19 protein-coding genes, 3 tRNA genes and 1 pseudogene are annotated in these 20,745 nt (G+C 69.0%); 2 read left to right on the forward strand and 21 right to left on the reverse strand.

The annotated features are described in order from the left end of the window. The first annotated feature begins 41 nt into the window (after nucleotides 1–41). The gene (locus CFB18_RS02585) at nucleotides 42–1,250 is read left to right on the forward strand and encodes a peptidylprolyl isomerase (protein WP_088570257.1); all 1,209 of its coding nucleotides are present in this window, start codon (nucleotides 42–44) and stop codon (nucleotides 1,248–1,250) included. A 220-nt stretch (nucleotides 1,251–1,470) separates the two neighbouring features. On the opposite strand, the gene CFB18_RS16370 is transcribed toward CFB18_RS02585, so the two are convergent. The 21 genes from CFB18_RS16370 to CFB18_RS02690 form a co-directional block, all read right to left on the reverse strand. Continuing rightward, nucleotides 1,471–1,779 carry a DUF2283 domain-containing protein gene (locus tag CFB18_RS16370; RefSeq protein ID WP_320410122.1) on the reverse strand — a complete coding sequence of 103 codons (309 nt, stop codon included), beginning with the start codon at nucleotides 1,777–1,779 and terminating at the stop codon, nucleotides 1,471–1,473. A gap of 86 nt (nucleotides 1,780–1,865) precedes the next feature. After that, nucleotides 1,866–1,937, reverse strand: a tRNA-Cys gene (locus CFB18_RS02595). 4 nt (nucleotides 1,938–1,941) lie between these two features. Continuing rightward, nucleotides 1,942–2,014: transfer RNA gene (locus tag CFB18_RS02600), tRNA-Gly, on the reverse strand. 6 nt (nucleotides 2,015–2,020) lie between these two features. Further along, nucleotides 2,021–2,093, reverse strand: a tRNA-Phe gene (locus CFB18_RS02605). 97 nt (nucleotides 2,094–2,190) lie between these two features. After that, a complete protein-coding gene (gene infB, locus CFB18_RS02610) occupies nucleotides 2,191–3,978 on the reverse strand; it encodes a translation initiation factor IF-2 (RefSeq protein WP_088570259.1) in 1,788 nt (595 codons plus the stop codon). A 208-nt stretch (nucleotides 3,979–4,186) separates the two neighbouring features. Further along, a complete protein-coding gene (rnpM, locus tag CFB18_RS02615; RefSeq protein ID WP_088570260.1) occupies nucleotides 4,187–4,471 on the reverse strand; it encodes an RNase P modulator RnpM in 285 nt (94 codons plus the stop codon). Between the two features lie 36 nt (nucleotides 4,472–4,507). Beyond that, complete coding sequence (locus CFB18_RS02620) at nucleotides 4,508–5,101, reverse strand: Uma2 family endonuclease (protein WP_088570261.1); 594 nt, start codon at nucleotides 5,099–5,101, stop codon at nucleotides 4,508–4,510. A gap of 27 nt (nucleotides 5,102–5,128) precedes the next feature. After that, nucleotides 5,129–5,536 (reverse strand): Uma2 family endonuclease, encoded by a 408-nt coding sequence (locus tag CFB18_RS02625; RefSeq protein WP_088570262.1) that lies wholly within the window; start codon nucleotides 5,534–5,536, stop codon nucleotides 5,129–5,131. Nucleotides 5,537–5,589: 53 nt separating this feature from the next. Then, entirely contained in the window at nucleotides 5,590–5,769 is a 180-nt protein-coding gene (locus tag CFB18_RS02630) for a hypothetical protein (RefSeq protein WP_088570263.1), read from the reverse strand. Nucleotides 5,770–5,774: 5 nt separating this feature from the next. Further along, nucleotides 5,775–7,529: a transcription termination factor NusA gene (nusA, locus tag CFB18_RS15525; RefSeq protein WP_200808048.1), complete on the reverse strand. Its 1,755-nt coding sequence runs from the start codon at nucleotides 7,527–7,529 to the stop codon at nucleotides 5,775–5,777. Nucleotides 7,530–7,689: 160 nt separating this feature from the next. Beyond that, nucleotides 7,690–9,954 carry a DNA translocase FtsK gene (locus CFB18_RS02640; protein WP_088570264.1) on the reverse strand — a complete coding sequence of 755 codons (2,265 nt, stop codon included), beginning with the start codon at nucleotides 9,952–9,954 and terminating at the stop codon, nucleotides 7,690–7,692. Nucleotides 9,955–9,979: 25 nt separating this feature from the next. Further along, complete coding sequence (locus tag CFB18_RS02645; protein WP_088570265.1) at nucleotides 9,980–10,966, reverse strand: 30S ribosomal protein S1; 987 nt, start codon at nucleotides 10,964–10,966, stop codon at nucleotides 9,980–9,982. A 67-nt stretch (nucleotides 10,967–11,033) separates the two neighbouring features. Beyond that, nucleotides 11,034–11,618 (reverse strand): hypothetical protein, encoded by a 585-nt coding sequence (locus CFB18_RS02650; RefSeq protein WP_088570266.1) that lies wholly within the window; start codon nucleotides 11,616–11,618, stop codon nucleotides 11,034–11,036. A 121-nt stretch (nucleotides 11,619–11,739) separates the two neighbouring features. After that, nucleotides 11,740–14,031, reverse strand: a complete 2,292-nt coding sequence (locus tag CFB18_RS02655) for a DNA translocase FtsK (RefSeq protein WP_088570267.1) — start codon at nucleotides 14,029–14,031, stop codon at nucleotides 11,740–11,742. 128 nt (nucleotides 14,032–14,159) lie between these two features. After that, nucleotides 14,160–15,218 (reverse strand): AmmeMemoRadiSam system radical SAM enzyme, encoded by a 1,059-nt coding sequence (gene amrS, locus CFB18_RS02660; RefSeq protein ID WP_088570268.1) that lies wholly within the window; start codon nucleotides 15,216–15,218, stop codon nucleotides 14,160–14,162. A gap of 190 nt (nucleotides 15,219–15,408) precedes the next feature. Beyond that, nucleotides 15,409–15,888 carry a DUF411 domain-containing protein gene (locus tag CFB18_RS02665; RefSeq protein WP_088570269.1) on the reverse strand — a complete coding sequence of 160 codons (480 nt, stop codon included), beginning with the start codon at nucleotides 15,886–15,888 and terminating at the stop codon, nucleotides 15,409–15,411. A 37-nt stretch (nucleotides 15,889–15,925) separates the two neighbouring features. Further along, the gene (locus CFB18_RS02670; protein WP_088570270.1) at nucleotides 15,926–18,361 is read right to left on the reverse strand and encodes a heavy metal translocating P-type ATPase; all 2,436 of its coding nucleotides are present in this window, start codon (nucleotides 18,359–18,361) and stop codon (nucleotides 15,926–15,928) included. A gap of 86 nt (nucleotides 18,362–18,447) precedes the next feature. Then, on the reverse strand, nucleotides 18,448–18,630 hold the full coding sequence (locus tag CFB18_RS02675) for a peroxiredoxin family protein (RefSeq protein ID WP_088570271.1): 183 nt from the start codon (nucleotides 18,628–18,630) through the stop codon (nucleotides 18,448–18,450). 60 nt (nucleotides 18,631–18,690) lie between these two features. Continuing rightward, the gene (locus CFB18_RS14875) at nucleotides 18,691–18,942 is read right to left on the reverse strand and encodes a hypothetical protein (RefSeq protein ID WP_143597492.1); all 252 of its coding nucleotides are present in this window, start codon (nucleotides 18,940–18,942) and stop codon (nucleotides 18,691–18,693) included. 41 nt (nucleotides 18,943–18,983) lie between these two features. Then, complete coding sequence (locus tag CFB18_RS02685) at nucleotides 18,984–19,193, reverse strand: heavy-metal-associated domain-containing protein (RefSeq protein ID WP_088570272.1); 210 nt, start codon at nucleotides 19,191–19,193, stop codon at nucleotides 18,984–18,986. A 15-nt stretch (nucleotides 19,194–19,208) separates the two neighbouring features. After that, nucleotides 19,209–19,487: a metal-sensitive transcriptional regulator gene (locus CFB18_RS02690; protein ID WP_088570273.1), complete on the reverse strand. Its 279-nt coding sequence runs from the start codon at nucleotides 19,485–19,487 to the stop codon at nucleotides 19,209–19,211. Between the two features lie 483 nt (nucleotides 19,488–19,970). Here CFB18_RS02690 and CFB18_RS02695 point away from each other — a divergent pair. Continuing rightward, nucleotides 19,971–20,745, forward strand: a pseudogene (locus tag CFB18_RS02695) (hypothetical protein); the annotation flags it as partial.

Here is a 20,745-nt window from a genome sequence, read left to right on the forward strand (position 1 = left end):
AGTTTATGTGTGCATCCTCCAAGCGCTCCTGAGGCGAGGGTATGGCCCGGAAACCGAGCAGCATCAACCGCAAGGCCCTCTCCCGGGCGGAACAGGAAGCTCGCCTGCAGCGGATTCTTCTGCTCGCCGCCGGCGGGGTCGTTCTGCTCGCCCTGCTGATCATCGCGGGGGGATGGGTTTATGAGCAGGCCATCTGGCCGGAACAGCCGGTGGCGACTGTGGATGGCCAGCCCATCTCAACCCGGGAGTTCCAGAAGCGATTCCGGTTCGCGCAAGCTGCGCTCCAGCAGCAGGCGGATTTCCTTCGGCAGGAGATCGCGGCGCTGGACCCCAACGATCCCACCCAGGCCACCATCGCAGCGATCTACCGGCAGCAGCTCACTCAGATCAACCTGCAACTGGAGGATCCTGTGGCCCTGGGCCGGGCGGTCCTCCAGCAGATGATCGACGAGCGGCTGATCCGCCAGGAGGCCGAACGGCGGGGGATCCGGGTTTCGCCGGAGGCGGTGGACTGGGAGATCGAGCGGCGCTTCGGGTTCTTCCGGGAAACGCCCACGCCGGCGGCCTCCCCGACACCCCCGGCCACCCCTCCCGTTGGGACCGTCCTCACCGGCACTCCTACGGCGACCCCATTTCCCACGCCCACGCCGATGTCGGAGGCCAGCTTCCGGGCCCTTTACGCGGCGCGGCTCAAGCAGTGGGGGGAGCTGGGGATCACGGAGGCGGATTACCGGGCCATGGTGGAGGCCGATTTGCTGGAGCAGCAGCTCCGGGAGGCCTTCGCCCGGGAGGTGCCGACCCACGAGGAGCAGGTGAACGTCCGTCTGATCACCGCGGAGACGCCGGAGCTGGCCGGCGAGCTGCGCCGTCGGATTCAGAGCGAGGGGTTCGATTCGGTATTTGAGGAGGTGAAAGCGGGCAAAGTGGTGAGCGCCACAGCCCTGGATGCGGGCTGGACCCCGGTGGGCGGGCTGGGGTCGCTATATGGGATAGAGCTGGAGAAGATCGTCTTCGCCACGCCGGTTCTTTCGACGACCCCGGTGATCACCTCGCCCCTGGGTTTTCACATCGCCTTCGTGGCCGGCCGCGAGGATCGGGAGCTGGCGCCCGGCTATCTGCAGGCCCGCCAGCAACAGGCCTTCGAGGACTGGCTCCAGCGCCAGCGCAACGATCCGACCCGCGTTCGCTATTTCGACTGGCAGAACCGCATCCCCCGCCAGAGCGTCAGGGGGACGGACTCCCGGCGGTAGAAGCGGGCCTCCCCGGCAAGAAGGTGTGGATCGAAATCCCTCCTTCGGCCACCGCCCGGTCGCGTCTCCTAAGGAGCCGGAGCAAGAAAGCGCGCCCATCCATCTTGCAGATGGCGTGGCTTCGGGAACTGCGGAGTAGCGATCTTTTTGAGGACCTCTTGCGGGCTCTTTCTGCTTCCAGCCCTTGGTCCGCGCTCGTGGGGCGGGAAGGGCCTTGCGGCTATGCTCTCCGGCCAGCGACCGGCGGGGCCAGCGCGATATCCTCCAGGATAACCCGCCGGAACACTTCCGGGTCGCCGAAACGCTGACGGGCGTCCAGGATCTCGATGCCGGCGATCCGCCCATCGGCCGCATAATCGATCGCCACGCCCTCCGCTCCCGTCCGTAGTCGAAGTTCTTTCGACACTCCCATCTTCCCTATCGAGCGGGCTGCCAAGGGGCGGTCTGAATCGTTTCCCTCACCTCCTCTTCTGTCGCCCCGCGATCTCCTATTTTCACGGGCGTGCCCTGAAAGCCGAATTGGCTTCATGAGCCAGAACCCGAATCGATAAAGGGTGAGGGCCGGAGAGCAAAACGCCCCAGGCCCTTAAGGGCCCGGGGCGTTGCGTGAAGCAGAGGCGGCGGTGGGAATCGAACCCACGTCTGGGGTTTTGCAGACCCCCGCCTGGGCCACTCGGCTACGCCGCCACAGAGCGGGCGACGGGACTCGAACCCGCGACCTCCTCCATGGCAAGGAGGCGCTCCACCAGCTGAGCTACGCCCGCCTGCAGTGCCGAGAGGCGGAGTCGAACCGCCGACCCCCCGGTTTTCAGCCGGGTGCTCTACCAACTGAGCTATCTCGGCTCTTTCCACAAAGAATATGTAACACGGGTGGGGAGGTTTGTCAAGGTTCCCTGCCCGATGCCCCGAGGAGAAGGGGCGGCCGGACCCCTGGACGGGGTCAGGCCGCGCCCACCTCCTCCCGGACGAAGCATTCGAGGATGTCGCCCACGGCGAAGTCGTGGAATCCCTCCAGCCCGACGCCGCACTCATATCCGGCCCGCACCTCGGTCACATCGTCCTTATAGCGCTTGAGGGAAGCGATGCGGCCCTCATGGATCTTCTGGCCCCCTCGCAGGACCCGCACCAGGGCGTTGCGGCGGATCTCACCGTCCCGGACGTAGCAGCCGGCGACCTGGCCGCCCTTCACCTTGAAGACCTGGCGGACCTCTGCGTGGCCGAGGATCCGCTCCTGGATGGTGGGAGCCAGCATCCCCTTCAGGGCCTTCTCCAGATCCTCCTCGATGTGATAGATCACGGAATACACCCGGATGTCCACCCCTTCGCTCTCAGCCAGCCGTTTCGCGGCCGCGTCCACCGGGACATTGAACCCGATGATGATGGCGTCCGAGGCCGCGGCCAGGGTCACATCCGAAACGCTGATCTCACCGGCGTCGGCGTGGAGGATGTTCAGCTGAAGCTGATCTTTAGCGTGCCGCTCCACCAGCCGCTGTAGAAGGCCCGCGATGGGTTCGATGGAGCCCTGAACGTCCGTCTTGATGATCACATTGAACTCCCGGACCTTCCCAGCCTGCATCCGGCGGTAAAGGTCCTCCAGGCTCATCCGCCGGACCTGGCGCTGGCGCTGGCGCTCCGCCGCCCGGCGCTCGGCGAGCTCCCGGGCCTGACGCTCGCTCTCGGCCACCTCGAACAGATCCCCCGCCTCTGGCACATCCGAGAGCCCCAGCACCTCCACCGGGGTGGAGGGCGGCGCCTTCTTCAGCGGGCGGCCGCGGTCATCGAACATCGCGCGGACCCGACCGTAGGTCGCGCCGGCCACGATGATGTCGCCCTGCTTCAGGGTGCCGTTCTGGACCAGGAGGGTGGCCACCGGCCCTCGCCGGTCGACCCGGGCATCGATCACCGTGCCCACCGCCGGGCGGTCCGGGTTCGCTTTGATCTCCCGGGTCTCGGCCACCAGCAGGATCGCCTCCAGCAGGTCCTCGATGCCGATGCGCTGCTTGGCCGAGACCTTCACCACGATGGTGTCGCCGCCATACTCCTGAGGGACCAAGCCGAGCTCGGCGAGCTGGCTCATGACCCGTTCGATGTTGGCCGTGGGCTTGTCGATCTTGTTGAGGGCCACGATGATCGGCAGGCGGGCGGCCCGGGCGTGGGCCAGGGCCTCCCGGGTCTGGGGCATCACCCCATCGTCGGCAGCCACCACCAGCACTGCGATGTCCGTGACCTGGGCACCCCGGGCCCGCATCTGGGTGAAGGCCTCGTGGCCCGGCGTGTCCAGGAAAGTGATCTTGCGCCCGTTGTATTCCACCTGATAGGCGCCAATGCGCTGGGTGATCTGCCCCACCTCCTGGGCCGCTACGTTGGTGCGGCGGATGGCATCCAGCAGAGTGGTCTTCCCGTGATCCACATGCCCGAGGACCACCACCACCGGCGGCCGTGGCTTGAGCTTGGAGGGATCCTCCCCGGCGTAGAGGCGTTGCCATAGCAGCGAAGGGCCTTCCTCCTCCACCGCCTCGGGAGGGCGCTGCTCCCGGGGCTCAAAGCCGAACTCGTGGGCCACCAGGGCAGCGGTCTCGTAATCGATGCGCTGGTTGATGCTGGCCATGATGCCGTTGTGCATCAGGACCTTGATGACATCGATGGGGCTGACCGACATCAGGGCGGCCAGCTCGCGCACCGTGATGGTCGCCGGGATCTCGATCTCCTTCCGACCGTTCTGTCGCATCCCCTCCTCCTTTCATAAGCCCTGAATCGCGCCCGGCCCTCGAAGGGGCCGGGCCATGCGGTGATCTCCGTCATCCGGCCGGTCTGCTCCTCACGGAACACCGGCACGAAAACCGGCACGGTGGCCCAAGCCGACCGTGCCGGCGGATCCGGGAGGCCTCACAAGCCGGGGAGCGCCCGGCTCGCGCGATGCCCCGCTCCGGGTCAGATCAATTCTCTTCCTCCGGCAGGGTCGAGGCGTAGGCCACCAAGGCCATCCGATCCTCCTCCGGTATCGCCTCGATCCGCAGGGCATGCTCTAGGCGCCCATCCTTCAGGGCGCGCTCCCAGCAGGAACGGCGGGGGTGCAGATACGCCCCCCGGCCGGATTTCTTGCCGGTGGGATCGATCTGCACGCGGCCCTCCGGCGTGCGGACGATGCGGATCATCTCCCGCTTCGCCTGCACCTGCCGGCAGCCCACGCATGTGCGCTGCGGGATGTGTTTCCGGACCATCGCGCTCCGCTCCGGATCGCGCCGATCTCCGTCCGTTCATGATGCGAAGATCCGATCCACCTCGATCTCGAACCCCTCCAGAAGCCGGGAGCGAGCCCGCTGGCCCAACCCCCACTTCCCAACGAGCTCGTACGCGCCGCCTTCCAGCCCGTAGATCTCCACGGTTCGGGCCTCCGGGTCCACGATCCAGTATTCCCGCACCCCCGCCCGGGCATACTCCACGAACTTCTCCACCCGATCCGTCCGGCGGGTGGCCGGGGAGGTCACCTCCACCACGAGATCGGGGACCCCGCAGACCCGCTCTCCGATGCGATCCATGTGCTCGCGAGCGATGAAGAAGACATCCGGCTCCCGGATCTTGCCCGCCCACAGGCGGACGGGGAGAGGGGCGAAGCACACCACACCCAACCGGTGTTCCTGCACGAAGGCATGGAGCGCCAGGAAGATGTTTTGCAATGCCGTCTGATGGCTGTATGTTGGATGAGGCGGCACCACCAGCCTCCCCTCCGAGAGCTCCACGATCCGATTGCGATCCGGGAGCGTGAAGTATTCCTCCTCCGTCCACTGTCCCGGAGGAGGGTAAAGCTCCGCCACCTCCATCGTCCGCGCCCGCTTCCCCAGGCCTTTCATTCCGACACCTTCCCGGCCTTCTCGCGCTCACGCCCCTGAAAGGATCTGTTCCAGGCACGCCGCCACAGGCGGCAGCGGCTCCTGGCAGAGCCAATCCACCTCCAGCCAGAAGCCCGGCACCGCCCGGCTGAGCAACTTCCCACCCTGCAGGCGTTCCACCACCACCGCGCTTCCCTCGAGCCGCTGGACCACCACTTCCCGCTGCTCTGCGTCGATCACCCAATATGCCGGGATCCCCGCCTCCTGATACTCCACGGCCTTCTCCCGGAGATCCATGCTGCGGGTGGGCGGGCTGGTCACCTCCACCACCAGGGCCGGCCGCACCCTCAGAGGCGCTCCTCGCGCCTCCGAAACCTCCTCCTGAGGCACCACAAAGAGATCCGGCTCCCGCACCACATCCGGGAGCACCCGAAGGGCCGCGGGGCCGGCCAGCACCTTTCCTCACCCTTTCGCCTCACAGTATCCGGCCAGAAGCCGCAATAGGAAGATCACCCCATCCTGATGCTCGGCGGGGCTGGGGAGTGCATCACGACCTCTCCGCACACAAACTCCCAGATCTGGCTCTCCGGCGCCTCCGCCAGATAGCGCTCCAGGGTCCAACCCCCCATGCGCACCACGTAGGGGCCGGGGATGAACCCCTTCCGCGGATCCACCACCATGACCCGCATGGGCCTTACTCCTCCAGCCAGTCCCGCACCCGGCCGCCGCGCATGCGTCGCAACCAGGTCTCATCCTCGAAGTCCACCTCATAGCGGACCCGCCGGCGCTCCTTCGCCTTCCCCGCCTTCTTCCGCCGGCGGCGTTCCTCTTCCTCCTCATCTTCGTCCTCATCCTCTCCCAGCACGGCCCCCGTTTCGATCTCCGTTTCCACCTCCCCTGGTTCGGGTTCGGGGACCTCGAAGGGCTCCGGGAGCGCCTCCGGGACGGAGAGCGCTTCGGCAGGCTCCAGGGTCGCCTCCCGGGCATCCGGAGCGGGCTCCGGGAGGACGACCGACTCCGGCTCCAAAGCGGAGGCGGCCTGCACCGCGACCGGTTCCGGCTCCGGGGACGGGGCGGCCTCCGCGACCGCCTCCGGGAGCTCCTCGGCCGCCGCGGGAGCGGGCTCCAGGGCCTCTGCGGCCGGCGGGGCCTCGACCCGGGCTTCCTTGTGGGCCTTGCGGCGAGCCCGTTCGGCCTCCCGCCGGGCCATATAGGCCTGGTAGGCGGCCTCCAGGAAGGTCCGGGCATCCCGGAGCTCCTCGGCCGTCCAGGTGAGGTTGGGCTGCGCTTTATGGCGGGCCAGCGCCTCCTGCATCGCCGGGATCAGGCGGGCCGCCTCGCCCATGCGCTCCCGTAGCTCGGGGTCTTCCACCCGCGACAGCCACTGCTCCAAGGCCTCGGTGAGGCTGTGGATGTCGATCCGCCAGCCGGTGAGGCGGGCCGCCAGACGGGCGTTCAGGCCCTCCCGCCCGATGGCCAAGGAGAGCTGATCGTCCGGCACCACCACCTGGGCCGTCCGCTCCGATCGTTTCTCCTCAAAAAGGTGCACCGTCAACACCCGAGCCGGGCTCAGGGCCTTGGCGATGAAGACCGCTGGGTCAGGATGCCACTCGATGACGTCGATCTTCTCGCCGCCCAGCTCGTGGACCAGGCTCTGGATCCGCATGCCGCGCTGGCCGATGCATGCGCCCACAGGGTCGATGTTAGGCTGCGTGGCGGCCACCGCCACCTTGGTGCGCTGGCCGGGCTCCCGGGCGATGGCCTTGATCTCCACCAGGCCGTTGTAGATCTCCGGCACCTCCGTCTCCAGCAGCCGCCGGATCATGTTCTTGTGGGTCCGGGAGAGGATGATCTGCGGCCCCCGCGGCGTCTGGCGCACCTCGGCCAAGTAGGCCCGGATGCGCTGATGAGGCTGGAGCCGCTCCCCGGGCACCATCTGGTTGCGGGGCAGGATGGCCTCCGCCCGGCCCTGGGCCAGCAGCACCGTGGCCCCCTGCGGGGTGACCGCCTGGACCACCCCGTGGACGATCTCCCCTTCCTGCTCGGAGAAATAGCGGTAGAGGTGCTCGCGCTCCGCCTCGCGGATGCGCTGCAGGATGATCTGGCGGACGTTCTGGGCGGCGATCCGCTGGGCGAAGTTCGCCGGCGTGACGTCCACCCGCAGGGTCTCCCCCACCTGGACGTCCGGACGGATCCGTCGCGCCTCCTCCAGAGAGATCTCCGTGCGCGGATCCCGGACCTCTTCGACCACGGTCTTCCGGGTGAAGATCCGAACCTGGCCGTTCTCCAGGTCGATCTCCACCTCGACGGCCTGGGTGCTCGCCGTTTCCGTCATCCGGCGGAACACCGTGGCCAGCGCGCCCTTGAGCACCTCCACCACCACCTCGCGGGGGAGGTTCCGCTCCGTTGCGATCTGGTTGACGGCAAGCAGCAGCTCGCTCTTGGCCATCCTCTCGTTCTCCCCGACCACCCGGCTGGGAACAGGCCTGGACCTACCCGCTTATCAACAACACAGGGGCGCATCCCGCGCCCCTGGTTGCATCGGCTTCGTTTGATCAGACTGCAATTTCATTTTAACACGAAATGGGGAAGCGTCAAGCCCGTCCCGCTTATCCGCGACGGAACCAGTCCGGGGGTGGCTCCCAGTTCTCCGGGATGAGGAGGGGTCGAAGCCGGCCGCTGGCCTCCGGGGGACCGATGATCCCCAGCTCCTCCAGGCGGTCGATGAGGCGGGCCGCTTTGGGGTAGCCGATGCGCAGCTTCCGCTGGAGCAACGAAGTGGAAGCCCCGCGATGGCGCTTGATGACCTCCAGGGCCTCCCGCAGCAGGGCCTCCTCATCCATCTCCTCGCCCTCGATGCGGCTGACGGCACGCCCGCTGCCCACCTCCAACGGGGTGACCATCCCCTCCCAGGGGGCGGGCTCCGGCCGCTCATCAGCGTAGCGCTCCTGCCAGAAGCGCACCACCCGCTCCACCTCGGCGTCGGAGACGTAGGCTCCCTGCACCCGCACCGGCTTCCCCTGGTCGGGCGGCAGGAAAAGCATGTCGCCCCGCCCCAGCAACGTCTCCGCCCCCGGCATGTCCAGGATCACCCGCGAGTCCACCGACGAAGCCACCGCAAAGGCAATCCGCGCCGGAAAGTTCGCCTTGATCAGCCCCGTCACCACGTCCACGCTCGGCCGCTGCGTGGCGATCACCAGATGAATCCCCGTCGCCCGCGCCATCTGCGCCAGCCGCGTGATGGTCCGCTCCACATCCACCGGCGCCGCCATCATGAGATCGGCCAGCTCATCGATGAACAGCACGATATACGGGAGCCGGGGCTCCCCGGCCGCCTCCGCCCGGGCGTTGAAATCGCTCAGGTTACGGGCGCCGACTGCCGCGAACTGCCGGTAGCGCTCCTCCATCTGTCGGGTCAGCCAGCGCAGCACCCCCACGATGCGCTCGATCTCGAACTCCACCTTCCCGTAAAGGTGCGGCAACCCATTCCACCGCACCAGCTCCACCATCTTAGGATCGATGAGGACCAGCCGCAGCTCCTCCGGGGTGTTGTTGTACACCAGGCAGGTGATCAGCGCGTTGATGCACACCGACTTGCCTGAACCGGTGGTCCCGGCGATCAGCAGGTGCGGCATCGCCGCCAGGTCAGCCACCACCGGCCGGCCGGCCACATCCCGCCCCAGGGCGATGGCCAACGGGGAGCCCACCTTCCGGAACTCCGGAGAGGCGAGCAGCCCCCGCAAGCGCACCACGTGGATCTGCTGGTTCGGGACCTCGATGCCGATCAGGCCGCGGCCGGGGACCGGCGCTTCGATGCGCAGGGAGGGCGCGGCCAGGGCGAGGGCGAGATCGTTGGCCAGGGCGGCGATCTGGGCCACCCGAACCTTCTGGCGGCGCACCTCGCCTTCCGGACCCGGCCGTTCGATGTAGCCCGGCAGCAATCCAAACTGGGTGACCGCGGGGCCCTGGGTGGCCTCCACCACCCGGGCCTCCAGCCCGAACTGGCGGAGGGTCTCCTCGATAATGGCCGCCTTCCGCCGGATCTCCTCCGGGGAGGCCGCCGCCGGCTCCTCTTCCTCCAGCAGGTCCAGCGGCGGCAGCCGCCGATCCCGCTTGACCCGGGCGGGGCGGGAGGGCGAGGCGGTGACGATCTTCAGGTCCGTCGGGGCCGGCCGGGAAGGCTTGGGCGCAGGGGGCTTGGCAGGCGTCGGGGCCGGCTGAGGCGCCGGCGCGGCCGGCGCAGGGGCTTCCACCGGAGGCAGGGAAGGCCGTCCGGAGCGGGCCAGTGCGAGCCAGCCGCTCACCCCGGTCAGTCCGATCAGAAAGATCATCCCCACCCCCGGTCCCAGCGGTGCGGAGACCGCCGTCCACACCAGCCAGCCCAGGGTTCCCCCACCCTCGCCTCGCTCGATGATCTCCCAGGGCGCCCCGCCGTCCAGCAAGGCCAGGCCGTGGGCCAGGCCGAACAGCCCCAAGGAGGCGACCTCCAGGGCCAGGAGGCGCCAGCCGTTCGGGAGCGGAGCCCGCCCCATCGTCCGCAAGAGGATCCAGCCCCCCATTCCGACCCAGATCAGGGCCACGGGGAGGCTGCCCCAACCGAAGAGGCGCCGCAGCAACCCGGCCCACAGATCGCTCCACCGCCCCGGGCTGAGCCCCAGCAAGGTCAGCCCCGAGAACAGCCCCAGGCCGATCAGCAGCCAGGCGACGATCTGCCGCTCCCGTCGCCCGAAGGACGGCGTGCCATACCAGCGGGGCGGGCCCAGACGGCGAACCCACTCCGGCAGCGTGGGCGAGGAGGACTGTCCGTTCCGGCCCGCGCGGGGCGGGCGATCGCGAGCCGGTCGGGCGTGGATCGTCCGCGTGCGCCGTTTCATCCTGACCGAGATCCTTCCGGATCCATCAAACGTCGGCCTCCAGGCCGCGTCGGCTCAGCGCGATCCGCCGAGCCGCCGGGTCGATGCTCAGGATCCGAACCCGCACCCGCTGGCCCTCCCGCACCGCCTCCCGGGGATGGTCCACCGTCGCCCCCAGCTCCGAAATATGCAGAAGCCCTTCCACGCCTTCTTCCAGGCGGACGAAGGCCCCGAAATGCGTGACGGTGGTGACCACCCCCTCCACCACCTGGCCCACCCGATAACGTTGCGGGAGGGTCTCCCAGGGATCCGGCTGCAGACGCTTGAGGGAGAGCTGCACCCGGCGCTCCTGAGGGTTGACCTCCAGGACCAGCACCTCGAGCTCCTGGCCTGCGCGGACCACCTCCCCGGGGTCGTTGATCCGACCCCAGGACATCTCTGAGAGATGCAACAGCCCCTCAAACCCGCCCAGATCCACAAAGGCCCCAAAGGAGGTCACCTTGGTCACCACCCCGCGGCGGACCTGGCCGGGCCGCAGCTCGGCAAAGAGGGCCTCGACGCGGCGGGGATCCTGATGGGCCAGCCGTTCCGAGAGGACGAAGCGGCCGCCCACCTCATCGACCTCGATGGCCCGGACCTGCAGGGTCTGGCCGATATACCGGGCGAGGGCGGAGGCGCGGGAGGGCCCGTCCAGGGCGTTGGGGAAGTGCAGGAGATGAGAGGCGGGGACGAACCCTCTGGGCAACCCTTCGGCCTGGACGATCAGCCCGCCGCGGTTGTAGCCCACCACGGTGACGGTAAGGGGCTGGCCCGACTCCAGACAGGCCCGGGCAGCCCGCCAGTCCGGCTCCCCGGCCCCCAGATCCCAGGGCCCCGGCATCGGGATCGGGCGTCCCTGCCCCATCCCCAGGCCCTCCCAGATCTCTTCCGGCTCGGCCTCCGGGGCCGGCCATCGCGCGAACTCCCCCTGCTCCATCAGAGCTGTCCAGTATTCCTCCGAGGGCGGCACGTAACCCGGCTCGGTGACGCGCATTCGACGCTCCTCCTTCCCCAAGCCTGCGCTTCCTCCGTCAGCCCATTATAGCGCGGAGCGGGGAGGTCTATCCGAGGGCCAGCAAGAGCAGGGGAACACCGAGGAAGGCGGTCAGGAAGAACCCGAGGAGCAGGGGATGCCTCAGCCCGCCCTCGAAGACGGCTGCGAGCAAGCGGCAGTAAGATGCGTAGCCCAGGGCGAGGATCCCCAGGGAGATCAAGCCAACGCTCAGGATCTCCGTCAGCACCCCACCCGCCGCGTCCAGGTTCCTCAGCATTAGGGCGGCGAAGAGGGTGTCTACGAAGGTGCTGATGTTGGCTCCCATCACGTAGGGGATCAGCCGCTCCCGACGGATCCCTCCGCGGGCGACAGAGGGGATCAGCAGCCCGATGGAGACGGACACGGACATGGTGAGAGCGGTGACAGCCAGGCCGACACGGAACATCGGCCACGGCGAATCGTCCGGGGATCGTTGCCGGGGGATCGCAAAACGGGCAGGCGGTATCGTGCGATCCAGTGGCTGCAACGCCAGGCCGATCAGGAAGAAACCCAGGAGGAACAGGCTGCCCCCCACCGTCTCCTCCGGAACGGGACGGCCGGCCGGGCGCCCCAGCCCGCCTTGCAGGGCCTGCTCCACCGCCGCCGCCAGCACGCGGACAGGGCTCCAGGGCGACGGAAGATCCAGCGGCAGCCGGACGGGAACCCAGCGGATCGGTGTGTGGGCGAGCAGGAGAAGCCCCAGGGCGATGGCAGGGAAAAGGGGAGCGCTCCCCTCACGAGTCCTCGCCCGGATCCGAAGGAGGTTCCAGTCCCTCCAGGCCCCGCCAGCGGCTGCCCTCCTCCGGCGGGCCGATCCATCCGCGGGCTTCCATCAGGTCAATCAGGCGGGCCGCCCGGTTGTAGCCGATGCGCAGCTTGCGCTGGAGCAGCGAGATCGAGGCCCGTCGGTGAAGCCGCACGATCTCAATGGCCCGCTGCAGCAGGACCTCGTCGCTCTCAAGATCCCCCTCTTCCTCCGGCTCGCGCGCCGGCGGTTCGCGGACGGGCTCCGGGGCCGGCCGGGGGACACGCATCGGAGACGCCCGGCGTGCCGGGGCCGGTTGGGGGAGGCCCCGGATGCCCTTCCAGTACGTCACGACGCGTCGGATCTCCTCATCGGAGACGAAACATCCCTGGGCGCGGATGGGCTGGCCCTGGTCGGGCGGCAGGAAAAGCATGTCGCCCCGCCCCAGCAACGTCTCCGCCCCCGGCATGTCCAGGATCACCCGCGAGTCCACCGACGAAGCCACCGCAAAGGCAATCCGCGCCGGAAAGTTCGCCTTGATCAGCCCCGTCACCACGTCCACGCTCGGCCGCTGCGTGGCGATCACCAGATGAATCCCCGTCGCCCGCGCCATCTGCGCCAGCCGCGTGATCCGACGCTCGGTCTCCTCCGGCGCAGTGATCATGAGATCGGCCAGCTCGTCCACCACGATGACCAGGTAGGGGATGCGGGGCTCGCCCCGCTCCGCCATCCGCCGGTTGTAGTCAGCGATGTGCCGGACGCCGATGGCGGCGAACTGGCGGTAGCGCCGCTCCATCTCCCGCATGGCCTCCTGGAGCACGCGGGGAACCTTCTCGATCTCCACCACCACCGGCGTCCACAGATGGGGGATGCCGTTATAGGGCGTCAGCTCCACGCGCTTCGGGTCGATGAGGATCAGCCGCAGGTCCTCGGGCGTGCAGGTGCACAGCAACGAAACCAGGATGGCGTTCAGGGCCACCGACTTCCCCGAGCCCGTCGCCCCAGCGATCAGCAGATGGGGCATCGCCGTAAGGTCGGCGACCAGGGGCTCCCCGGACACCGTCTGTCCCAGAGGGAGGCGCAGGGGAGAGGATATGGAGCGATACGCCTCGCTCTCCATCACATCCCGCAGGCGGACAAGGGCGGGGCGCTCGTTGGGGATCTCGATGCCCACCAGGCCCCGCCCGGGGATGGGTGCCAGCACGCGGACCGTGCGCGCGGACAGGGCCAGGGCGAGATCGTCAGCCAGGGCGGCGATCTGGGCCACTTTGACGCGGGTGGCCCGCCCGCCCCGGGAGATTTGGCCCGGCTCCAGGCCGAACAGGGTCACCGTCGGCCCGCGCTGGACCTCCACCACGCGGGCCTCCACCCCCAGGCTGCGCAGCGTCTCCTCGATGATCCGCGCCTTCTCCCGGAGCTCGCCCTCGTCGATCTCCACCTCCTCCCCCGGATCCAGGATCTCCTCCAGCCGGGGGAGGGTCCACTTCGGCCCCACCGAGGCGATGGGCAGCGGCACCTCGAGGCGCTCCTCCTCCGGCTCCTCCTGGGCTTCAGGCCCCACCGAGGGAAGGGCCTCCGGCGCGCCCTCCCCCAGGATCCGCGGCGGGGGGTTTGGCGGGGCGGGAGGCGAAGCCGGCGGGGGAGGCGCAGGAGTCGGGCGGTGGATCCGAACCGCGCCCGCCGATGGCCGGATCGCCCGGAGGGAGCGAACCGCCCGGATCGCCCACTCCAGCGGGCGCTCCGGCGGGAGGCGGAAGGTCAGCATCAGGCCCGCCCAGAGTATGCCGAACCCGACCAGCCAGGTCCCGGCAGGGCCCAGGTTCTCTTGCAGGAGGCGAGCGAGGGTGGCCCCGGCCGCGCCCCCCGCCCCGCCGAGGAGATGAAGCGTCAGCAGAAGCCATCCGGAGAGAATGAGCAAGCCCGGGACCAGGGAGCGATGGGGACGAGGGGCCTGTTCGAAGCGCCGGATCAGGAGCCACGCCCCGCTGGCCGTCATCCCGAGGGGGAGGACGAAGACCCCTCCGCCGAGGAGAGCGATCAACACGTCCACCACCGGCTTCGGACCCAGGCTCAGCAGGCCGAGGCCCAGGAGGATCCCCCCCAGGAAAAGGATCAGGCCCAGCAGGTCCAGCTGTTGCTCCAGGGTGAGGGAGAACGGCCATGCGGGCCGGAACGGACGGACAGACGCCGGCTTGCGGGCGCCCCCGGCCTTCTCCCGGGCCTTCCCGCCGGCCTTGGCGCGTCGTCGTTCGGGAGCGGTCTGCTTCCGGAGGCGTGCCAAAACGCTATCCCTCTCTCAGATCCAGAATCCGTGAGTGGGCATCCGCCCGTATCGGGGAGATCATCGTCGATGTCCCCCTTCTCCCCCATTTGGGCGCGCACCACGAGGAAAGCCGGGGATCCAGCCACCTACTGCCAGATCCCCGGGATGGGCGTCCCGCACCGATAGCAGGTCCCTCGCCCGCTGAGGTGATCGAATAGGATCCGAAAGCCGTGGCGGGCGATGAGCAGGGCGTCGCAGTTCGGGCAGTACGTGTTCTCGAAAGGCCCCACCCGGCCCGGCAGGTTGCCCGCGTAAACGTAGCGCAGGCCGGCGGCCTTCCCGATCTCCGCCGCCCGGATCAGCGTCCGGGCCGGCGTCCAGTCCCGATCGGTCATCTTGTAATCCGGATGGAAGGCCGTCACATGCCATGGGATGTCCGGCGAGATGGAGGCCAGGAACTCGGCCGCCTCCCGCAGCTCCTCGTCGGAGTCGTTGAAGCCCGGCACCACCAGGGTGACCACCTCCAGCCACAGGCCGCTCTCATAGACCATGCGGATGCCTTCCAGGACGTTCTTCAGGGGCATCCCCAGGGCCCGGTAGTTTTTGTCGCGCATGCTCTTGAGGTCGATCTTGTAGCCGACCAGGTAAGGGCGGAGATACGCCAGCACCTCCCGGGTGAGGTTGCCGTTGGAGACGTAGATGCACCGCAGGCCCTGGGCGACCGCCTCCTTAAAGATGGCCACCGCCCACTCCGAGGTGATCAGCGGCTCGTTATACGAGCTCCCCACCAGCTGCGCGCCATACCGCTTCGCCAGGGCCACCAGCTGCTGGGGCGTGACCTCCTCCGGCATCACCCCCGCGGCCGGATCGCGAAGGGCCTGGGAAGTTAACCAGTTTTGACAATAACTACAATGCAGATCGCAACCTAACATCCCGAAAGTGAGCGTGTAAGAGCCGGGGAGGATATGAAAGAACGGTTTCTTCTCCGTGGGGTCCACCTGGAGGGCGGCCACATATCCCCAGGGGACGTAGAGGGTGCCATCCCGGTTGAAGCGGACCTGGCAGATCCCCCGCCGGCCGGGACGGATCAAACAACGGTGGCCACAGGCGTAACAGCGCACCGAGCCGTCCGGGAGCCGCTCGTAGAGCTCGCCGGGCCGGGTCAACGCATCCAGCACTTCCGCCAGCGTCCGAACCTCCGCCATCGCCCACCCCTTTCTCCGAGCGCCCTTTTCCCTCGGGAGGAAAGGCTTCCAGGCCTGAGGGAAAGCATGAGAGAGACACCCGCGCTCTCCTCTCATTTTAAACCCAAGGGGCCGGCCGGGTCACTTCCCACGCGAGAGGACAACTGTTCGCAGTTGTCCTACAAGGCGGCGAGGCCCGGAAAGCGGGCGTTCACCACGGCATCCAGGGATGAGCGGCGCCATCCGGGGCGATGAGGTAGAGGGTCAACGGCCCCGTCCGGGCGCCGCCCATCCCGGGGGAGCCCGGCGGCATGCCGGGGAGGGCGATCCCGAGGGCCGAGGGGCGTTCCGCCCACAGGCGGGCGATGGCCTCCACCGGCACGTGGCCCTCGACCGCATACGGACCGATCCGGGCCGTGTGGCAGCTCCACATCGCCTCCGGGATCCCCCATCGCCGCTTGAGGGGCTCCAGGTCATCCTGCTCCACCACGTGGACCGCGAGGCCATGGCCCCGGAGATACCGGACATATTCCTCACAGCAGCCACAGGTGGGGGTCTTGTAGACGGTGATCACCTCCCCGCCCAGCCCGCCCGGCGGACGCGCCGGGGCGGAGGTGCCGCATCCTGTGAGGATGAGAATTCCGAGAATACCGAGCGCCAGGCCGCGCCCTCCGATCCCCCGAATGGACATGGTGCACCTCCGCAAGATGTCCGCCATCTACCTCCCCTCAGCCCCGGAAACCACGCAGGCGCAGGGAGTTGGTCACCACGAAGATGGAGGAGAACGCCATGGCCCCCGCGGCCATCATCGGATGGAGCAGACCGAGGGCCGCCACCGGGATCAGGATCACGTTGTAGAAGAAAGCCCAGAACAGGTTCTGGCGGATGGTGCGCATGGTGCCCCGGGAGAGGCGGATCGCCTGGGGCAGCAGGCGCAGGTCCCCCCGCATCAGGGTGACATCGGCTGTTTCCATCGCCACCGCCGTGCCGGTCCCCATGGCGATCCCCACATCGGCCTGGGCCAGGGCGGGGGCATCGTTGATGCCGTCCCCCACCATGGCCACCCGATGGCCCTCCGCCTGCAGGCGGCGGACGATCTCCGCCTTGTCGCCGGGCAGGACCTCGGCGAAGACCCGGTCGATGCCAGCCTGCCGGGCGATCGCCTCCGCGGTGCGCCGGTTGTCGCCGGTGATCATCACCGTCTGGACCCCCAATCGGTGGAGGGCGGCGACGGCCTCCGCCGCCTCGGGCTTCAAGGCGTCGGCCAGGGCGATCACCCCGATGGCCTCCCCATCCCGGGCCACGAGCATCGTGGTCTGGCCCTGCTCCTGAAGCGCCCGGGCCGCCTCCTCCAGCCCGTTGAGGCGCACCCCCTCCGCCTGCAACCAGGCGATCCCGCCCACCCGGATGGTGGTGCCGTTCAGGTGGGCCTGCACGCCGCGGCCGGGCAGGGCGGAGAAGCCAACCGGCTTCTCCAGCGGGAGCCCTTGGGACCGGGCCGCCTCCACCACGGCCTGGGCCAGCGGATGCTCACTCCCCTGCTCCACGTTGGCGGCCAGCCTGAGGACCTCCTCCGCGGTCCATCCCGGGCCCGGGATCACCCGGGTGACCATCGGGCGTCCCCGGGTGAGGGTGCCGGTCTTATCCAGAGCGATCAGGGTGATCTTCCCCAGCTGCTCCAGGGCCTGGGCGTTGCGGAAGAGGATCCCCATCGTCGCCCCCCGGCCGGTGCCCACCATGATCGCCGTGGGGGTGGCCAGGCCCAGCGCGCACGGGCAGGCGACCACCAGCACGGCGATGGCGTTGACCATCGCCCGGGTGAAGCCGGCCCCGCCGATCAGCAGCCAGCCCAGGAAAGCCAGCGCGGCGATGGCGATGACCGTGGGGACGAAAACCGCCGAGACCTGATCCGCCAGCCGCTGGATGGGGGCTTTGCTCCCCTGCGCCTCCCGGACCAGCCGGATGATCCCGGCCAGCACCGTGTCCCGCCCGACCCGGGCGGCCTCGATCTTCAGCAGGCCATATGTGTTGACCGTGCCCCCCAGCACCCGGTCCCCTGGCTTCTTCTCCACGGGGATGGACTCCCCGGTCATCATGGATTCATCCACCGCGGAGCGGCCCTCCAGGACGATGCCGTCGGCCGGGATGCGCTCGCCGGGGCGCACGAGGAGGAGATCCCCCACCCGGACCTCGGCGGCGGGGATCTCGACCTCCCGGCCGTCCCGCAGGACGCGAGCGCGTTCCGGCTGCAGGGCCATCAGGGCGCGGATGGCCTCACTCGCTCGCCCCTTGGCCCGGGCCTCGAGATACTTCCCGAGGACGATCAGAGTAATGATGACCGCGGCGGTCTCGAAGTAGGTGTAGCGGCCGAGGGCGGTGCTCCCCAGAAGGAGGGCGACCGTCACGGCCAGGCTGTAAAAGTAGGCCGCGGAGGTGCCCAGGGCCACCAGCACGTCCATATTGGCCGTGCCCATCCGCAACGCCCGGTAGGCCCCGCGGTAGAAATCCCAGCCCACGCCGAACTGGACCGGGGTGCTGAGGAGCAGCAACAGCACATCCAGACCCATGGGCCGGGCCATCCCGGGCATGACGTTGTGGAGCAGGTCGAACTGCATGCTCAGCCAGAAGGTGGGCAGGGTGAAGACGAGCCCCCAGAGGAGGCGGCGGCGCTGGCGGGCCATCTCCGCTTCCCGGGCCGCCTGCTCGGCGTCCCCGCCTGTCTCCTCCAGCGCCCCCGCCGCTTCTACCACCTCATAACCGGCCTCCCGGACCGCTCGGATCAGGTCACGGACCGAGGCCACGCCGACGATCATCGTGACGCGGGCGCTTTCCGTCGCCAGGTTGACGGCCGCCTCCAGCACGCCGGGGATGCGGTGGAGGATCCGCTCGATGGCCTGGGCGTCGTTCGCGTCGGCCATCCCCCGGATGGGCAGCTCCACCGTGGCGGTGGCGACCTCGTAGCCGGCGGCCCGGACGCGCTCCACCGCCTGGCGGAGGTCCGCCGCGGAGGGGTCGAGGAGCACCACCGCCTGCTCGGCGGCGAAGTTCACCGAGGCCTCCACCACCCCGGGCGCCCGCTTCAGGGCCCGCTCCACCGTCCGGGCGCAGTTGGCGCAGGTCATGCCGATGATCGGAAGCACCACCTCCTGGGGCGCAGCTGTCATTTGCCCCTCCTCGTTTCCTTCAGGATCCCCCGAAGGGAGACGCCTTGCGTCGCATCCTTCGATCCATCGAAAATGACCGATGGATTTCAGCGGGTCGCCCGGCGCAGCATCTCCTCCACCTGCTCCGGCGTCGTATCGTGCCCGAAGCTACGCCAGATCACCGTTCCCTGGCGGTCGAGGACCACCAGCCCGTGGGTGCCGGGCATCCCGAAGCGGCGCAACAGCGCCTGGCCCTCCCGGGTGTCCGCCCGCACCTCGAAGAACTCCACGTCCCCTTCCCAATGTGGTCGCAGCGCCTGCACGAGGCGCGTGTTGCGGGCGCACACCGGTCAGCCGGGCAGGACGAAGTTGTAAAGGGCGGCGCGGGGGCGCGGCGTCGGCGTCCCCGTCACCGTCGGGGTCGGGGCAGGCGTCGGCGTCTGCGTCGGGATGGGGATCGGCGTCTCCGTCGGGGCAGGGGCGGCGGTCGGCGTCTCCTGCGGGAGCGCGGGGACGGGGGTGGGCGATCCCGCCATCCCGCCCGCGCACCCGACCAGCCCCACCACCCCGATCATCCACAGCCATCGCCAGATCCTTCGCATCCTAGCCCCCCTCTTCCTTCCGCCCCCTGACCTTAGAAGGCTCAGGCGCCGGCGGGCGGGTAGCCGATCTCGTGGAGGACGGCCACGATCCGGTCCCAGGTGGCCGGCGGCTCGAAGGACACCGTCACCTGTCGCGTGGCCACGTCCCCGTGCACCTCCCGCACGCCCTCCAGGGCCTTCAGCTCGCGGGCGATGGTCTGGACGCAGTGATGGCAGGAGATGTTCGGCGCCACGAAGGTCCGGGTCTCCATCGTTCACCTCCGGGATCAGATTTTCTGGGCGGCCTCGAAGACCTCCACGATCTCCTCCAGCACCCGCTCCCGCTCCTCGGGGTCCTCGCCGCGGATGGCGGTGGTGACGCAGGCCCGCAGGTGCTGGGCCAGCACCAGGTCGTTGACCTTGGCCAGGGCCCGCTGCACCGCCTGGATCTGGCGGATGATGTCGATGCAGTAGGCGTCCTCCTCCACCATCCGGGCGATCCCCTCCACGTGCCCGGCGACGCTGCGCAGGCGCCGCAGGACCTCCGCCTTCGTCCTGGCCTCCATAGGCTCCTCCAGGCTGGATCCCCTCCCCCCGGGGGAGGGGTCTAAGGAGATCTTACCCCCGGGCGGCCTCCCTGTCAAATCCCGGCGTGGGGGGCGAATCGGGGGCCGTCTGCGAGCGATGGGCACGAATCCACGAATTCCGCTTTCGGAGTTTTCCCGCCCATCTCCATTCGGGGATTCGTGCTCCCATTTGCGGACGGCCACCCCGTCCCGCGTTCGGCCAGCCCGGCCGTCGGAGGATGGCGTTTTGTGGGCCAAGCGGGCTGTGGCCATAATGGGCTGCCGGGGACGCTTCCCATTAGGAGGGGCTTTCGCCCCCAACCTCTTGCCTTCGATGGGGAAAGAGGTCGCGGCGAAAGCCGCTCCTAATAACGATCATGGTCCTGGGGCTAGGCCTTCCGCTCCGGGCGATGCCCGGATAAAGAACGAAAGCCTATCCGGCCGAATCCCTATCGAATCTGACCGAGAGGGAGAGGTTTTGGCATGCGCCTGGACGGGATCCTCCCGGATCGCCTGAGAGAGGGGCTCACCCCGGCGGAGCGGCAGCTCCTGGAGCGCGTGGCAGGCGGCGAGGAGGCCGATTTCTCCTCCCCCGACGAGAGCCAGAACGATCCGGCGCAGGGGGCCGCCTGGGGGCCGGAGCGGACGATCCGCGCGGCTCTGCTTTATTGGTTGTGCACGGACGCGCAGGCGGCGGCCTGCGTCCCTCCGAAAGGCATCCGCATCCGGGGGGCGCGCATTCAAGGCCCTCTGGACTTTGAGGGCGCCACGCTGCCTCACCGGCTTTTCCTGATCCGCTGCGCCATCCCCGAAGGGATCCTCCTGACGGACGCCCGGACCCGAAGGATCGACCTCTCCGGCTCTTACACGCAGGGGCTTCACGCGGATGGACTGGTCGTAGACAGCGCTCTGATTCTATCCGGTCTGATCTGCACCGGGAAGGTGCGGCTGCGGGGGGCCCGCATCGGGGGATCGTTGATCTGCCGCGGCGCCCGGCTCGAGAACCCCAACGGGGACGCCCTCCGCGCCGATGGGATGACGGTGGAGGAAGACGTGTTCCTCGACCAGGGGTTCCACGCCACCGGGGAGGTGCGGCTGCTGGGGGCCCGCATCGGGGGATCGTTGATCTGCCGCGGCGCCCGGCTTGAGAACCCCAACGGGGACGCCCTCAGCGCCGATCGGATGACGGTGGAGGAAAGCGTGTTCCTCGACCAGGGGTTCCACGCCACCGGGGAGGTGCGGCTGCTGGGGGCCCGCA

Source organism: Thermoflexus hugenholtzii JAD2, assembly GCF_900187885.1.
In the GTDB taxonomy this organism is placed as follows: domain Bacteria; phylum Chloroflexota; class Anaerolineae; order Thermoflexales; family Thermoflexaceae; genus Thermoflexus; species Thermoflexus hugenholtzii.

What these genes read in the sequence shown, in the direction of transcription:
- CFB18_RS02665 (WP_088570269.1), bottom strand. Translation starts at nt 15,888, where the DNA reads ATGTCCATTCGGGGGATCGGAGGGCGCGGCCTGGCGCTCGGTATTCTC.
- CFB18_RS02585 (WP_088570257.1), top strand. Translation starts at nt 42, where the DNA reads ATGGCCCGGAAACCGAGCAGCATCAACCGCAAGGCCCTCTCCCGGGCG.
- CFB18_RS02670 (WP_088570270.1), bottom strand. Translation starts at nt 18,361, where the DNA reads ATGACAGCTGCGCCCCAGGAGGTGGTGCTTCCGATCATCGGCATGACC.
- CFB18_RS16370 (WP_320410122.1), bottom strand. Translation starts at nt 1,779, where the DNA reads ATGAAGCCAATTCGGCTTTCAGGGCACGCCCGTGAAAATAGGAGATCG.
- amrS (WP_088570268.1), bottom strand. Translation starts at nt 15,218, where the DNA reads ATGGCGGAGGTTCGGACGCTGGCGGAAGTGCTGGATGCGTTGACCCGG.
- CFB18_RS02685 (WP_088570272.1), bottom strand. Translation starts at nt 19,193, where the DNA reads ATGGAGACCCGGACCTTCGTGGCGCCGAACATCTCCTGCCATCACTGC.
- CFB18_RS14875 (WP_143597492.1), bottom strand. Translation starts at nt 18,942, where the DNA reads ATGCGAAGGATCTGGCGATGGCTGTGGATGATCGGGGTGGTGGGGCTG.
- CFB18_RS02640 (WP_088570264.1), bottom strand. Translation starts at nt 9,954, where the DNA reads ATGAAACGGCGCACGCGGACGATCCACGCCCGACCGGCTCGCGATCGC.
- rnpM (WP_088570260.1), bottom strand. Translation starts at nt 4,471, where the DNA reads ATGGTCCGGAAACACATCCCGCAGCGCACATGCGTGGGCTGCCGGCAG.
- CFB18_RS02630 (WP_088570263.1), bottom strand. Translation starts at nt 5,769, where the DNA reads ATGCGGGTCATGGTGGTGGATCCGCGGAAGGGGTTCATCCCCGGCCCC.
- infB (WP_088570259.1), bottom strand. Translation starts at nt 3,978, where the DNA reads ATGCGACAGAACGGTCGGAAGGAGATCGAGATCCCGGCGACCATCACG.
- CFB18_RS02620 (WP_088570261.1), bottom strand. Translation starts at nt 5,101, where the DNA reads ATGAAAGGCCTGGGGAAGCGGGCGCGGACGATGGAGGTGGCGGAGCTT.
- CFB18_RS02645 (WP_088570265.1), bottom strand. Translation starts at nt 10,966, where the DNA reads ATGCGCGTCACCGAGCCGGGTTACGTGCCGCCCTCGGAGGAATACTGG.
- nusA (WP_200808048.1), bottom strand. Translation starts at nt 7,529, where the DNA reads ATGGCCAAGAGCGAGCTGCTGCTTGCCGTCAACCAGATCGCAACGGAG.
- CFB18_RS02690 (WP_088570273.1), bottom strand. Translation starts at nt 19,487, where the DNA reads ATGGAGGCCAGGACGAAGGCGGAGGTCCTGCGGCGCCTGCGCAGCGTC.